Annotated in this window: 15 protein-coding genes; 3 read left to right on the top strand and 12 right to left on the bottom strand. The window is 63.3% G+C overall.

The features are described from left to right. Nucleotides 1-117: 117 nt before the first annotated feature. From ACYQ0G_RS05090 to ACYQ0G_RS05055, 8 genes are all read right to left on the bottom strand, one after another. The gene (locus ACYQ0G_RS05090) at nucleotides 118-375 is read right to left on the bottom strand and encodes an ATP synthase F1 subunit epsilon (protein WP_460100098.1); all 258 of its coding nucleotides are present in this window, start codon (nucleotides 373-375) and stop codon (nucleotides 118-120) included. 2 nt (nucleotides 376-377) lie between these two features. Beyond that, the gene (gene atpD, locus ACYQ0G_RS05085) at nucleotides 378-1,835 is read right to left on the bottom strand and encodes a F0F1 ATP synthase subunit beta (protein ID WP_460100095.1); all 1,458 of its coding nucleotides are present in this window, start codon (nucleotides 1,833-1,835) and stop codon (nucleotides 378-380) included. A gap of 20 nt (nucleotides 1,836-1,855) precedes the next feature. After that, on the bottom strand, nucleotides 1,856-2,218 hold the full coding sequence (locus tag ACYQ0G_RS05080; RefSeq protein WP_460100092.1) for a hypothetical protein: 363 nt from the start codon (nucleotides 2,216-2,218) through the stop codon (nucleotides 1,856-1,858). A 13-nt stretch (nucleotides 2,219-2,231) separates the two neighbouring features. Then, on the bottom strand, nucleotides 2,232-3,116 hold the full coding sequence (locus tag ACYQ0G_RS05075; protein WP_460100090.1) for a F0F1 ATP synthase subunit gamma: 885 nt from the start codon (nucleotides 3,114-3,116) through the stop codon (nucleotides 2,232-2,234). 7 nt (nucleotides 3,117-3,123) lie between these two features. Further along, nucleotides 3,124-3,417, bottom strand: a complete 294-nt coding sequence (locus ACYQ0G_RS05070; protein WP_460100087.1) for a putative quinol monooxygenase — start codon at nucleotides 3,415-3,417, stop codon at nucleotides 3,124-3,126. Nucleotides 3,418-3,424: 7 nt separating this feature from the next. Further along, the gene (gene atpA / locus ACYQ0G_RS05065; protein ID WP_460100084.1) at nucleotides 3,425-4,954 is read right to left on the bottom strand and encodes a F0F1 ATP synthase subunit alpha; all 1,530 of its coding nucleotides are present in this window, start codon (nucleotides 4,952-4,954) and stop codon (nucleotides 3,425-3,427) included. 12 nt (nucleotides 4,955-4,966) lie between these two features. Further along, complete coding sequence (locus ACYQ0G_RS05060; protein ID WP_460100081.1) at nucleotides 4,967-5,521, bottom strand: F0F1 ATP synthase subunit delta; 555 nt, start codon at nucleotides 5,519-5,521, stop codon at nucleotides 4,967-4,969. Between the two features lie 139 nt (nucleotides 5,522-5,660). Next, complete coding sequence (locus ACYQ0G_RS05055; RefSeq protein WP_460100078.1) at nucleotides 5,661-7,241, bottom strand: trypsin-like peptidase domain-containing protein; 1,581 nt, start codon at nucleotides 7,239-7,241, stop codon at nucleotides 5,661-5,663. A 103-nt stretch (nucleotides 7,242-7,344) separates the two neighbouring features. Between ACYQ0G_RS05055 and ada the strand changes: the two genes are divergently transcribed. Beyond that, entirely contained in the window at nucleotides 7,345-8,394 is a 1,050-nt protein-coding gene (gene ada, locus ACYQ0G_RS05050) for a bifunctional DNA-binding transcriptional regulator/O6-methylguanine-DNA methyltransferase Ada (RefSeq protein ID WP_460100075.1), read from the top strand. Nucleotides 8,395-8,443: 49 nt separating this feature from the next. Here ada and ACYQ0G_RS05045 read toward each other — a convergent pair whose 3' ends face one another. From ACYQ0G_RS05045 to ACYQ0G_RS05035, 3 genes are all read right to left on the bottom strand, one after another. After that, on the bottom strand, nucleotides 8,444-8,713 hold the full coding sequence (locus ACYQ0G_RS05045) for a hypothetical protein (protein WP_460100072.1): 270 nt from the start codon (nucleotides 8,711-8,713) through the stop codon (nucleotides 8,444-8,446). 39 nt (nucleotides 8,714-8,752) lie between these two features. Further along, entirely contained in the window at nucleotides 8,753-9,163 is a 411-nt protein-coding gene (locus ACYQ0G_RS05040; RefSeq protein ID WP_460100070.1) for a hypothetical protein, read from the bottom strand. A 189-nt stretch (nucleotides 9,164-9,352) separates the two neighbouring features. Further along, on the bottom strand, nucleotides 9,353-10,051 hold the full coding sequence (locus ACYQ0G_RS05035; RefSeq protein ID WP_460100067.1) for a hypothetical protein: 699 nt from the start codon (nucleotides 10,049-10,051) through the stop codon (nucleotides 9,353-9,355). Between the two features lie 355 nt (nucleotides 10,052-10,406). Between ACYQ0G_RS05035 and ACYQ0G_RS05030 the strand changes: the two genes are divergently transcribed. Together ACYQ0G_RS05030 and ACYQ0G_RS05025 are read left to right on the top strand one after the other, a co-directional pair. Next, nucleotides 10,407-11,432: a CPBP family intramembrane glutamic endopeptidase gene (locus ACYQ0G_RS05030; RefSeq protein ID WP_460100064.1), complete on the top strand. Its 1,026-nt coding sequence runs from the start codon at nucleotides 10,407-10,409 to the stop codon at nucleotides 11,430-11,432. Between the two features lie 30 nt (nucleotides 11,433-11,462). Beyond that, complete coding sequence (locus tag ACYQ0G_RS05025; protein ID WP_460100061.1) at nucleotides 11,463-12,215, top strand: siderophore-interacting protein; 753 nt, start codon at nucleotides 11,463-11,465, stop codon at nucleotides 12,213-12,215. 8 nt (nucleotides 12,216-12,223) lie between these two features. Here ACYQ0G_RS05025 and ACYQ0G_RS05020 read toward each other — a convergent pair whose 3' ends face one another. After that, nucleotides 12,224-13,795 (bottom strand): cryptochrome/photolyase family protein, encoded by a 1,572-nt coding sequence (locus ACYQ0G_RS05020; RefSeq protein ID WP_460100059.1) that lies wholly within the window; start codon nucleotides 13,793-13,795, stop codon nucleotides 12,224-12,226. Nucleotides 13,796-13,812 lie beyond the last annotated feature (17 nt).

Raw genomic sequence — 13,812 nt, 5'->3', positions numbered from 1 at the left:
GCTGGTTCGATAACTCCCTGTCCGGAATCGCCATAGCGGGCCCGGGTTACTTTTCCATTTGCGGCATGAAAAAGGGCGGCACATCGGCCGCCCTTTTAAATTCATTGTGAGGCCGGATCAGCCCTCGACGTGTTCGGCGAGGACTGTCAGGCCTTTATCGCCCACTTCTGCGAAGCCGCCGCGGACTTCGATGGTCTCGGGCGCAGCGCCTTCGGTCTTGTAGACCTGCACGGCGCCGTCGCGGATGGTCGACATGAAGGGCGCATGCCCGTCGAGCACACCGAATTCGCCTTCCGCGCCGGGGACGACCACCATGTGGACCTCCTCGGAACGGACCAGCTTGGCCGGAGTGACGAGTTCGAAATGCAGGGCCATGCTTAGCCTTCTTCCGCCAGCTTCTGGGCCTTCTCGACCACCTGATCGATGCCGCCGACCATGTAGAAGGCGCTTTCCGGAAGGTGATCGTATTCACCGTCGACGACAGCCTTGAACGACTTCACCGTGTCTTCCAGCTGGACGAACTGTCCGGGAATGTTGGTGAAGACTTCGGCCACGTGGAACGGCTGGCTGAGGAACTTCTGGATCTTGCGGGCACGGGCCACAGTCAGCTTATCTTCTTCAGACAGTTCGTCCATGCCGAGGATGGCGATGATGTCCTGCAGGCTCTTGTACTTCTGCAGCGTTTCCTGAACGCGGCGAGCCGTCTGGTAGTGCTCTTCACCGACGACGCGCGGTTCGAGCACGCGGCTGGTGGAGTCGAGCGGGTCGACGGCCGGGTAGATGCCCAGTTCCGAAATCGCGCGGTTCAGCGTGGTCGTGGCGTCCAAGTGGGCGAACGAGGCAGCCGGAGCCGGGTCGGTAAGGTCGTCGGCGGGAACGTAGATGGCCTGGACCGAGGTGATCGAACCCTTGGTGGTCGAGGTGATGCGTTCCTGCAGGTTACCCATGTCGGTGGCCAGCGTCGGCTGATAGCCCACGGCCGAAGGGATACGGCCGAGCAGTGCCGACACTTCCGAACCCGCCTGCGTGAAGCGGAAGATGTTGTCGACGAAGAACAGCACGTCCTGGCCTTCGACGTCGCGGAAATATTCCGCCATGGTCAGACCCGAGAGAGCAACGCGGGCACGCGCGCCCGGAGGCTCGTTCATCTGGCCGAACACGAGCGCAACCTTCGAACCTTCCGAAGTGGCGTTGCCGTCTTCGTCCTTGGCGATAACGCCTGCGTCGAGGAATTCGTGGTAAAGGTCGTTACCTTCGCGGGTACGCTCACCCACACCGGCGAAGACGGACACACCGCCGTGGCCCTTCGCGATGTTGTTGATGAGTTCCTGGATCAGCACGGTCTTGCCGACGCCGGCGCCGCCGAACAGGCCGATCTTACCGCCACGGGCGTAGGGGGCGAGAAGGTCGATGACCTTGATGCCGGTCACGAGGATGGCCGCTTCGGTCGACTGGTCGACGAAGAGCGGTGCGTCCGCGTGGATCGGCATGCTTTCTTCAGCGCCGATCGGGCCGCGTTCGTCGATCGGTGCGCCGATGACGTTCATGATGCGGCCGAGCGTCTTGGGTCCGACAGGAACCGAGATCTGCGATCCGGTGTTCACGACTTCCTGGCCACGGACGAGACCGTCGGTGCCGTCCATCGCGATGGTACGGACGGTATTTTCGCCGAGGTGCTGGGCGACTTCGAGAACGAGCGTGTTCTCGCCGTTCTTGGTTTCCAGCGCGGTCAGGATCGGCGGCAGATCGCCTTGGAAGGCGACGTCGACGACGGCGCCGATAACCTGGCTGATTACGCCATTGGGGCTTTGATTAAGCTTTGGTGCGGTGGCCATGATGAAAGGTTCCTACTGGCTCAGGAGGCTTTGTGGTGAGCGCTGTGTTCGGCGCAAAGGGCGTCGGCGTCTGCGAGCATCCAGCCGTCGTTCGTCTCGTTAACGGCAAGAGTTGCCTCGTGGCGAAGGTATTCGTCTTCACCGAGGCCGAATTCGCAGGTTACGGTCTCGGCACCCATGGCGCGGCGGCACACGGCGTTGTTGACCGGTTCTGCGCCTTCACAGGTTTCGGCGAAAGTGGTCTTGAAGAGTTCCGTGTCCGGAGCGGGCAGGGTGCTGACCGGTTCGGGCGCGGCAACCTCGGCCGGGGTCGGCTCGGGTGCGGGCTCTTCACCGCAGGCCGCGAGGGCGAAGACCGGGAGGAGGAGGGCGAGTTTCTTCACGTCTATTCGTCCTTTAAAGAGCTTCGGCACCGGCGATGATTTCGATCAGCTCGGTGGTGATGGCGGCCTGGCGGCTGCGGTTGTACTGGATGGTCAGTTTCTGGATCAGATCGCCTGCGTTACGCGTGGCGTTGTCCATGGCGGTCATCGAGGCGCCCTGTTCGGATGCTTCGCGTTCCAGCAGAGCACCGAAAATCTGCGTCTTCACGTAACGGGGCAGCAGGTCCTCGAGGATTTCCTCTTCGCCCGGTTCGTAATCGACCACGGCGCCATTGCCGGCCATGCCATCTACTCCGTCAGCCTCTGGCGGCGGAACAGGGATGAGCTGATCCACGGTGGGATCCTGCGCGAGGGCCGATTTGAAGATCGGGAAAACGAGATGGGCGACATCGAATTCGCCCTGCTCGAACTGGGCGATCAGATCGTCGGCGATTTCCTCGGCTTCCTCGAAGCCCGGCTGGCGGACTTCGGAAGTGTCGAAGTGCTTGGCGATCCGGTTGGGATAGTCACGCTTGATCGGCGCGCGGCCTTTCTTGCCCACGAGGTAGAAGGTGACGTCCTTGCCTTCGGCAATCAGCGCCTTCGCCTTGGCCTTGGCAGCCTTGACGATATTGGCGTTGAGACCGCCGCACAGGCCCTTGTCGGTGTTGACCACCACCAGCAGGTGGCGCTGGTTTGCACCATTGCCGCGCAGCAGCATGGGCGCACTGTCGCCAGCCACCTTGCTTGCCAGCGATCCCATCACGCCCGAAAGCCGTTCCGCATAGGGGCGGGCAGCTTCGGCCGCGGCCTGCGCACGGCGCAGCTTGGCCGCTGCGACCATCTGCTTGGCCTTGGTGATCTTCTGGGTCGATTTGACCGAGTTGATCCGGCCCTTGAGTTCCTTGAGGCTTGCCATATCTCGTTCAGCCTTCCAGCGACTTCACTTCGACGAGCTGGGGTTCCGACTGGAGCCAGCTCTCGTATTTCGCGAAGACGTCCTTGGTATATTCCTGAGCATGGTGGAAATCGAACGCGTCGCGATCCGCCCACTCTTCGAAAATCATGATCATGCTCGAACCGTCCGCGGCGCGGCGCGGTTCGAACGAGATGCAACCGGCTTCGTCACGAGTCGCAGGCACGATGGCGGCCACTGCCTGTGCGGCGGCCTCCATATGCTCCGGCTTGACCGGGATCGTGGCGAAGACGGTGTAGCTCATCTCTCGATCAGGCGAACTGCTTGGCGAAAGCCTTCAGCGCGTCGACGACCTTGTTCTTGGTGTCGTCTTCGAACTTGCCGGTGGTGCGGATGGTTTCCAGCACGTCGGCATGCTCGCTGCGCATGTAGCTCAGCATCTGCTCTTCGTAATCGGTTACGCGGTTCACTGCGACATCGTCGAGGTAGCCATTGGTACCGGCGAAGATCGACACGGTCTGCTCCTCGAACGGCATCGGGCTGAACTGCGGCTGCTTGAGCAGTTCCGTCAGGCGCGCACCGCGGTTGAGCAGCTTCTGCGTGGCAGCATCGAGGTCCGAACCGAACTGCGCGAAGGCAGCCATTTCGCGATACTGGGCAAGGTCGAGCTTCATCGAGCCAGAGACCTTCTTCATCGCCTTGGTCTGGGCGGCACCGCCCACACGGCTGACCGACAGGCCGACGTTGATGGCCGGACGGATACCCTGATAGAACAGGTCGGTCTCAAGGAAGATCTGGCCGTCGGTGATCGAGATCACGTTGGTCGGGATATAGGCCGACACGTCGCCTGCCTGCGTTTCGATGATCGGCAGTGCGGTCAGCGAACCGCCGCCATTGGCGCCGTTCATCTTTGCTGCGCGCTCGAGCAGGCGGCTGTGGAGATAGAACACGTCACCCGGATAAGCTTCACGGCCCGGAGGACGACGAAGCAGCAGCGACATCTGGCGATAGGCGACGGCTTGCTTGGACAAATCATCGTAGCAGATGACGGCGTGCATGCCGTTGTCGCGGAAGAATTCACCCATCGCGCAGCCGGTGTAGGGTGCGAGATACTGCAGCGGAGCGGGCTCCGAAGCGGTAGCGGCTACGACGATGGAATATTCCATCGCGCCGTTTTCTTCGAGGCTCTTCACGATCTGGGCGACAGTGGAGCGCTTCTGGCCGACGGCGACATAGACGCAGTATAGCTTCTTGCCTTCGTCGTCGCCTGCGTTGGCTTCCTTCTGGTTGATGAAGGTATCGATCGCGACGGCGGACTTACCGGTCTGGCGGTCACCGATGATCAGCTCGCGCTGGCCGCGGCCGACGGGAACGAGCGCGTCGACGGCCTTGAGGCCCGACTGCACGGGTTCGGAAACCGATTCACGCGGGATGATGCCCGGAGCCTTCACTTCGACGCGCATGCGCTTGTCGGCAACGATCGGGCCCTTGCCGTCGATCGGGTTGCCCAGAGCATCGACCACGCGGCCGAGCAGGCCCTTGCCGACGGGAACGTCCACGATGGTGCCGGTGCGCTTGACCGTGTCGCCTTCGGCGATGTCGGTATCGGCGCCGAAAATCACGGCACCTACATTGTCCGCTTCCAGGTTCAGGGCCATGCCCTGCACGCCATTGGCAAATTCGATCATCTCGCCGGCCTGGACGTTGTCGAGGCCGTGGATGCGGGCGATGCCGTCACCAACGGAGAGAACGGAACCGACTTCGCTGACTTCGGCTTCGCTGCCGAAATTGGCGATCTGGTCCTTGATGACCTTGGAGATTTCTGCGGCGCGGATATCCATGTTTCTAGTCCTTTAAGCCTTCATGGCCTGGGCGAGAGAATTGAGACGGGTGCGGATCGAGCCGTCGATACGCTTCGATCCGATGGTTACGACGAGGCCGCCGAGAATCTCGGGGTCGACCTTCGTGGAAAGCTTGACGGTACGGCCTTCGCGGGCCGTGAGCTTGCTCTTGAGATCGGCAAGCTGCGCGTCGGTCAGCGCATGGGCGCTGGTAACATCCGCATAGACTTCGCCGCGCTGGGCGGAAGCGATCGTGCGGAAGGCGCGAATGACGCCGGGAAGCTGCCCGAGACGGCGGTTCTGCGCCAGCGTGCCGAGAAACTTCTGCGTCAGGTCGCTGAGGCCCATGATGGCCGATACGCCCCACAGGGCCTTTTCGGCCTGGCCACGCGTCACGCGGGGATTGGTGGTGAGCATCTTGAGCTCGGGCGATTCGGCCAGGCCAGCCTCGAGCTTGTCGAGGTCCGATTCGACCGCGGTAACGGTCCCGGCCTCGCTGGCCAGATCGAATAGGGCTGAGGCATAACGCCCTGCAAGGCTAGCCCGAATACCGGCGGAAATATCCACGCGTCTCTCGTCCTCTAAGGGTCGGAAAAAGGGTTCTGTACGTCCATGCCGATTAGCAGCGAAATTGAATCGCCCCGGCAAGATTGGCGCGCGCCTAGCAAAGGGGGTCCCGCAAGGCAACCCGAGTCAGCTTAGTTGATCACGGGCCTTCGTTCGGCTCGCACTGATAGACCAGCCGTTCGTTGGGCTGGCGGGGAAGCTGGCCGAGGACTTCGCCCTGCAGATCGCCGAGCGTGCTCGCCGCACCTTGTGCGCCGCAGCTGGGGGCCTTGTACTTTCCGCGCGCCTCGCGGGCCTCGCTCATCGCGCTGCGCGGCAGGAGATAGCGTTCGGAGCGGAAGATGCGGCGGTCGGGATCGAAGCTGTTCACGGCCACGGCGTCTTCCTCGTTCGGTACGAACACGCGCGACCAATTGCCCGAGGCATAACCATATTGCGTGCGCTCGTTGACGCAGCCCTCAGCAGTCCAGTCGAAAATCAGTTCGGGCGTTTCCGCATTGGTGATGCGGCTGCGTTCGGGAAGGATATGGCACACGAAGCTGCCATCGCCCCCGGCATTGGCGGCGAGCGGGTCGCTGCCGCCCGAAGCGGTGGTGCCATCCTGCATATCGGCGGCCACGCGGCGGTCGATCTCGTCCAGGCCGGGCCGCGTCACGAAGGCGATCAGCGCCACCACTATAAGGAAGCCGGCAAGCGCGAAGGCGATGTTCGCTTTCTTATGGCGCAGCGGGGCGTCCTCTGCCTCGGAATCGGTACGTTCGCGGTGGCTCCATGCCCACAGGCCCAGGCCGAAGGCGACCAGCAGCAGCACGAAAGCCAGCGCCATTCGGTCCTCGCGGTCCTGCGCCACGCTCAGCTGCGCTTTCAGCAATGCACGTTCGCGCTTCTCGCGCGTCTCCTCGGTCCGCTGGGCCAGCTTCTGCAAGGCCTCCACTCGTTCCGCGTCCAGCCGCTCCTTCTCCGCCGCATCGAGATCGGCGAGGCTGCGGCAGGGGCTGTCATTGGTCCGCGGGGTCACATCGTTCTCGCGCAGGAAAGGCAGCAGTTCGCGGTTGGACACGGCGAAGAAGAATTCCGCATCGCCGCCTTCATTGTCCGCGCCGAAGCTGTTCACCCCGACCACGCGACCGCACGGATCGAGCAGCGGGCCGCCCGAATTGCCGCGCGCGATGGGCGCGGTGTGGAGGATGGTATCGAACTGGCGGCTCGGCCGCGCACCCGAGACGAAGCCGGGGCTCTTCACCGGCGGCATGGAGCGGAAGATATCGCTCATCGCCAGACCCTGCGCGCGGTCCACATTCATGGGATAGCCCACGCTGACCACCTGCCCGCTGTCCGCCACCTCGCGCGAGGTGATGGCGAGGGGAGGGAGGCGCAGATCGCCCGTCACCTCGACCAGCGCCAGATCGGTGCGGCTGTTGACCGCGATGATCTGGCCATACACCGCCTCGCCCCCGCCGCTGGGCACGATGCCGATGCGCAGATCGCCGTCGCTCATCGCATCGCGCACCACATGGGCATTGGTCACGATCTTGTCCGGCGCGACGGCGAAGCCGGTGCCATGGCTGACGGGATAGATCTCGTCATTGCTGCTCTGCCCAAGGATCACGACGCGGACCACGCCGCGCGCCGCCACATCGATATCGGCAGGTTCGGCCTGCGCGATGGCGGGCAGGAGCAGCGCCATCAGTGCCGCGATTGCTGTGAGAAAACGTGTCATTGGCGCCGGTCCTTACCTATGTCCCCGCATTGACCGCAAGGTTCGGGATGCGCCGCGTCCAGAGCTTTGGCATTCCTTGCCCCACACGCTAGGAAAGCAGCCCATGGTAAAGACGCCCGACACCCCACCCCTGACCGACGAGGAACGCTGGCGCATCGCGCTGGCGAAGGACCGGCGGTTCGACGGGGCTTTCGTGACCGGAGTGCACTCGACCGGCATATACTGCCGCCCCTCCTGCCCGGCACGCGCGCCCAAGCGGGAAAACGTGCGCTTCTATGCCGATCCCGCTTCGGCAGAGGCGGCGGGGCTGCGCGCCTGCAAACGCTGCGCCCCCGACCAGCAGAGCCGGGAGGAACAGGCCGTGCTCCACGCGCTCGCCGCGATGAAGGAAGCCGAGGACAGCCTCTCGCTCGACCGGCTCGGCGCGCTGACCGATTATTCGCCCACCCATTTCCAGCGCATCTTCACCCGCGCGGTGGGCCTGTCGCCCGCCGCCTATCAACGCGCGCTGCGCCGCGAGCGGGCGGAAGAGGCGCTGGCCGGGGGCACCAGCGTGACCGGCGCGATCTACGAAGCGGGCTATGCCTCACCCTCACGCTTTTACGACGACAGGAAGGACAGCGGCATGACGGCCAGCGACTGGAAGGATGGCGGCAAGGGCCGCACGGTGCATTGGGCGAAAGTCGACACCACGATCGGCCCGATGCTGGTCGCGGCGACCGAGCGCGGGGTCTGCTGCCTGTCCTTCGATGAGGGCGAGGAGGAATTGCGCGCCCGCTTTCCCAAGGCGGAACTGGCCAACGGCGGGGAGGACTTCCGCAGCCTGTTCGAACAGGTCGCCGCCGCGGTCGAGGCCCCGCATACCGCCACCAGCGCCGACATCCCGCTGGACGTGAAAGGCACCGCCTTCCAGCAACGCGTGTGGCAGGCGCTGCGCGACATCCCGCCGGGCGAAACCCGCAGCTATGGCGAACTCGCCGCCGCGCTCGGCAGCCCCAAGGCCAGCCGCGCCGTGGGCGGCGCCAATGGCGCAAACAACATCGCCGTCCTCATCCCCTGCCACCGCGTAATCGCTGCCGACGGCGGCCTGGGCGGCTATGCCTATGGCACCGAGATAAAGGCGGAATTGCTGCGGCGGGAGAAGGAAGGGTGAGGCCAGGCGAGGTGCTCCTCAGAGGTTGCATGCGCCATCAATTCGCCCGTCAGCCGAACGTGCAAATCCAGTCGCGATCGTCCAGCCGATCGCAGCTGGTCAGATTTCCGTTGACCAATTCCAGACTTTTCTCCGGCGTGAATGCGGTCGGGTTTTGATTTGGTGAACGAATGACCGCGGTTCCGCCGTCGGGTATTCCCTCAAAATAGATCACGCTCTTCGGAGCGGGTCCGCTGAGCTGGTGGTCGTTGCGAGTGGCAAACGCCCGGATCTTCTTCAGCCCAATTTGCTGAACAACCCTTGATGCGCCAAGCGGCATGCGATAATTCTAGTATCGCCGCTGAGCCAACAGCGCCGGCTAGCGATACCAGAAATCACTTTCGCTTACATCACTCGCCTCGACATCCAGCACTTCATCTCTGGAGAAGGAAGCGGCGCCTGACCGGTAGGAAACGGTTCCGTCATCGCCGGCCAGACCGCGGACCCACCGGAGTAACAGCACGTCCTCGTCGGAAGAAGAGCACAGGAACGACATGCGATAAGCGGCGCCACTCACTCCCAGTTCTTCGGCTAAGCCGGATGCCTCGGAAACGTCTTTGCCGTTCAATGTCACTACCGGCGGGCTGACGGGATCCTCGATCCTACGGGCGATCGTCAACGAATTCCCCGGACATTCCGCACGATAGGTTTCTTCCCAGACTTCGGCACGCTGTGGCTCATTGGTGGAAACTACCAACTGGCCCAAGAAAATAAGTGAGAGACCAATCATGGATAGAGCTTTCTATAAATATCGGGCGGAATTTTTCTGCTTACTTTGATGATGACCAAATACTTTTTACGTATTTCCGCCGCATTACATAACCGAATATTGTCGGCTCGTCGGGCGCGAAACCTTTAGGCGCGCAGGAAAAAGGCGCAAGCCAATAGCAAGGGCATTTCGGCCCGTAGCCGCCAGCATTCAAAATGACACTGGCCGGTGGAGATCGACGTCCAGCGTGTCGGGTTCGTCATAACGGATCGTCAGATCGGTCATGCTGTCGATCCGGATTTGGGCGCCGTCCCGACCCGGCAATATCGCCCGCGGATTTGGATTGGCCAGCCGCGCGCGCAGTCTGGCGGGGTTGTCGCATTCTGGCTGGAGGGGGTCTTGCGCCGCGCATCGCATGGTGAAGCTTTCCGCATCCTTCAGATAGGCGTCGAGACGGCCAAGCGCCCAAGCGGCGCGGTCCGGGGACGCTGCCTCTGTTCCGATCAGGCGGACGTAGCCCTTGTCGGAGCAGGCACCGTCCTCGTGGGGAAGTGCTACCTCACGCTCTGCGCTTGCGCCCCTCCTCCGGTCGAACCACCAGGTAGGCGCGCCATTCTCCTCGCCCGCTCGCGCGATACCCGCAAGCCAGCGGGTCCGCAGACAAAAGCCGTCTTGCTCCACGGGCTCCTCGGTCAGGATGAGGAGCGTGTCGCGCCTCATATATTGCGGCAATTGGATCTCCTGGCTGGCGATGGGCCGGTGGTTGCGGCCTTCGAGGACCATCCCCGCAAGCGCATCGGGCTCCGCAGTCGACGGATCGGGAAGCAGCACGAGGATTGCCGAAAGGATCGTCAGGCTGACAGAAGAAAGCTTGGCAACCTTTTGCGCGGCGGGCCCGACATCTGTCAATCTCGGCCGGTCTGGCGAATAGCGGGCGCTGAATTCTTCGGGCCTTTTACAAAACCCGTTTTCCTACACTGCCGATTTCTGCAATCTGCCTGTGAATGACACGCACGGCCCTTCAACGTTTCCTAATCAGCGCATCCTCCTGCCCCGAGGGGTTGGGGCAGAGCGGTTTGCGGAAGTTGACAGGGCGGGGCTGGAAAACATCGCTCCACCCCGCGGAAAACAGGGGTTCGCGGGGCAGGGGCGAGTTTTTCAAAAAGCCCCTGTCGGTGTCACGCTCGCGTGCTGTTCGAAGCCGATGGCGATTGACAGGGGCAGCGCGCGTCGTTGAATTCGCCGAATGAAGGGAAGGGTCGATATGGACGAGACAATCACACCGCAGGAACAGCCTGAAACGGCGAAAGTACAGACCGGCAAATCGAAAGCGCGGCGGTTCTTCGATTTCCCGCTGATCGCGCTGTTATCCGGCCTGCTGAGCTTCGTCGTCGCCGGCATCACCGTCGGCCTTATCCTCTACGCCGTCGCGGCGATTGCCGGAATTCCCGACATGGAGACGGCGCCCGTCTGGCTGAGCGACTATCTCTCCGCGATCCTCCTGGCCATAGCCGCGGTGATGGTGGCCAAATTCTCGCTGCGCTATCTGGGGGCGGAGCCGCGCGACGATCTGCCTTTCGATGGCCGCGCGCGCGACTTCTTCGTCGGCCTGCTGTTCGCTGCCGTACTGATGAGCCTGATGGTCGGCATCGCCGCGCTGCTGGGCGCATACCGGATTGACGGCTGGGGCGGCAGTACCTCCTTCCTGATGCTGTTGCTGATGGCGGGATTTCAGGCCGCCTTCTTCGAGGAGATCCTGTTCCGCGGCGTGATCTTCCGCTTTCTGGAGGAGTTCTTCGGCAGCTGGATCGCCCTGCTGATCTCGGCGCTGGTGTTCGGCCTCGTTCACTGGAGCAATCCCAACGGCACGCTGCTTGCGGGGCTCGCCATCGCACTGGAGGCGGGCATCCTGCTGGGCGCGGCCTATATGCTGACGCGCAATCTGTGGCTCGCCATCGGGTTGCACTGGGGCTGGAACGTGGTGCAGGGCTATATCTGGGACGTATCGGTTTCGGGCATTGCGGTAGACGGCCTGGTCGATGCCAAACCCGTGGGCGACCCGCTGATTTCGGGCGGGGCCTTCGGGCTGGAAGCCTCCGCCATCGCCATGGTGGTGGCGACGGCAACGGGCATTTGGCTGCTCGTGAAGGCTGCCCGCATCGGCCATATCGTGCAGCCCTGGTGGGTGCGCCGCCGGACGGGCAAGGCGCTGCCGGTCTCCACGCCCCCGGTCTCGCCCACGCTTTCCGTTTCGGGGGAAGGCAGGAGAGATAACGCGGCACAGCCTTGAATTGCGAATGGTTCGCAATAAATGGGCGGGATGACAAGCAGACCGGAACCACGCACGCTCGAAGTGTTGAGCACCGAAACTCTCTCGCCCTCCATGCACAGGCTCTCGCTCGGCGGGGCGGGGCTGGCGGGCTTTCCCGAAGGCCAGGCGGGCGGGTATATCAAGCTGATGTTGCCCGGTGAGGGAGAGCGCCCGATCGTGCGGACATATACCATCCGCCGCCAGACGCCCGAAGCACTGGTGGTCGATTTCGCGCTGCATGGCGGGGAGGCGGCAGGCCCCGCGACCCGGTTTGCGCTGGCTGCGAAGCAGGGCGATACGGTCCGGATCGGCGGGCCGGGACCGGCCAAGCCCTTGCCGGCGGGGCGCGATTTCTACCTCGTCGCGGGTGACATGACGGCCCTGCCGGCGATCGGCGTCAATCTCGAAGCGCTCGACCGCAGGGCTCGCGGCCATGTCGCGATCGAACTCCAGTCGGAGGAGGATCGCCAGCGGCTCGATGCGCCGTCGGGCGTGACGATCGAGTGGGTCGTGAACCCGCAGCCGGGCCTTGCGCCCGATCTGCTGGTCGATGCACTGCGGGCGGTCGAGCTACCCGATGGCAATGTCGCTGCATGGGCGGCCTGCGAGTTCTCCTCCATGCGGGCCTTGCGCGACTTCTTCCGGGGCGAACTCCGCCTCGGCGGCGATGATCTCTACATCTCCAGCTACTGGAAGCACGGGCTGGAGGAAACGAAGCACAAGGTCCTGAAGCGCGAGGATGCGGAGGCGCAGGCGGCCTAGCGAAAGGCTCAGTTGCGCGCCCAGCTGCTGTCGGCCGGGGTGAGCGTGTCCAGAAACGCCTCGGCGCTGTCTAGATATTCCTGCCGCCGGTCTGCATCCATGCGGTCCCAGGTGGAATAGATCCGGCCGATGCGGTGGTTCTTCTCCAGCCGTTCGCGGTGGCGGTCCATGAAGTGCCAGTAGAGCGGGTTGAACGGGCAGGCGCCTTCGCCGGTCTTCTTCGATGGCGAATAGGTGCAGCCGGAGCAGTAATTGCTCATCTTGTTGATGTAATTGCCGCTGGCAGCATAGGGTTTGGAGGCCAGCTTCCCGCCATCGGCATAGAGGATCATCGCCGCCACATTGGGCAGCTCGACCCATTCATAGGCATCGGCATAGACGACCAGATACCAGTCCTGCACCGCGCGCGGGTCGATGCCCGCCAGGAGGGCGAAATTGCCCAGCACCATCAGGCGCTGGATATGGTGGGCATGGGCATTGTCGCGGGTGGAGCAGATGCAATCGGCAAGGCAGGCCATGTCGGTTTCGCCGGTCCAGTAGAAGTCGGGCAGGCCGCGCTGGGCGTTGAGCGCATTGGCCTTCTGCAGATGCGGCATCTGGTGCCAGTAGAAGCCGCGCACATATTCGCGCCAGCCGATGATCTGGCGGATGAAGCCTTCGACCGAATTGATCGGGGCCTTGCCATCGCGATAGGATTGCTCGGCGCGTTGGCACAGTTCGAGCGGGTCGAGCAGGCCGAGATTGATGCTGGTCGAGAGCATGGAGTGGAACAGGTCGTCCTCGCCCGCGACCATCGCGTCCTGATAGGGGCCGAAGCGTTCGATCCGTTCGGCGAAAAAGGCATCGACGGCTTCCTCTGCCTCGTCACGTGTGACCGGCCAGTGGAATGCGTCGAGGCTGCCGAAGTGATCGCCGAAGCGGCTTTCGACCAGCTCGATGCAGGCTTGCGTGATTGCGTCGGGTTCGAACTTGGGGCGTTCGGGGGCGGACAGGCCTTCCTTGGGCGGCTTGCGGTTTTCGCTGTCGTAATTCCATTCGCCGCCTTCGGGCTTGCCGTCAGCGTCCATCAGCAGGCCCGTCTTGCGGCGCATCTCGCGGTAGAAATACTCCATGCGCAGCGTGTCGCGATCCTCCGCCCAGTCGTCGAATTCGGCCTGCGTGCAGATGAAGCGATCGTCGCGCAGGATTTCGACCTCGCAGGCGAACTTGTCCGCCCACTGGTCCATCTCCTCGCGCACGCGCCACTCGCCTGCCTCGACCACGCTGACGAGCCGCGGCGAATGCTCCTCGATCGCGCGGGCCACCTCGCCGGTGAAGTTGCCGGAATTGCCCTCGGCATCCAGCTTCACGTAATCGACCGTCCATCCGGCATCGCGCAACTCTCCGGCGAAATGACGCATGGCGGAAAAGATCAACACGACCTTCTGCTTGTGATGTTTTACATAGGTCGCCTCGTCCCAGACCTCCATCATCAGGATGACGGTATCGTCCTTGGTGCGACCCCGGATCGAGGCGAGGTTGCGGGTGAGCTGGTCGCCAAGGATCGGAACGAGAACGGGGCCGTCGGAACTCTGTACCATGCGCTCTTAACGGAAAT

It is taken from the genome of Qipengyuania triglochinis (assembly GCF_054655615.1).
Note: the sequence above shows the minus strand (reverse complement) of the source record. Positions and strands in the feature narration are given on the sequence as shown.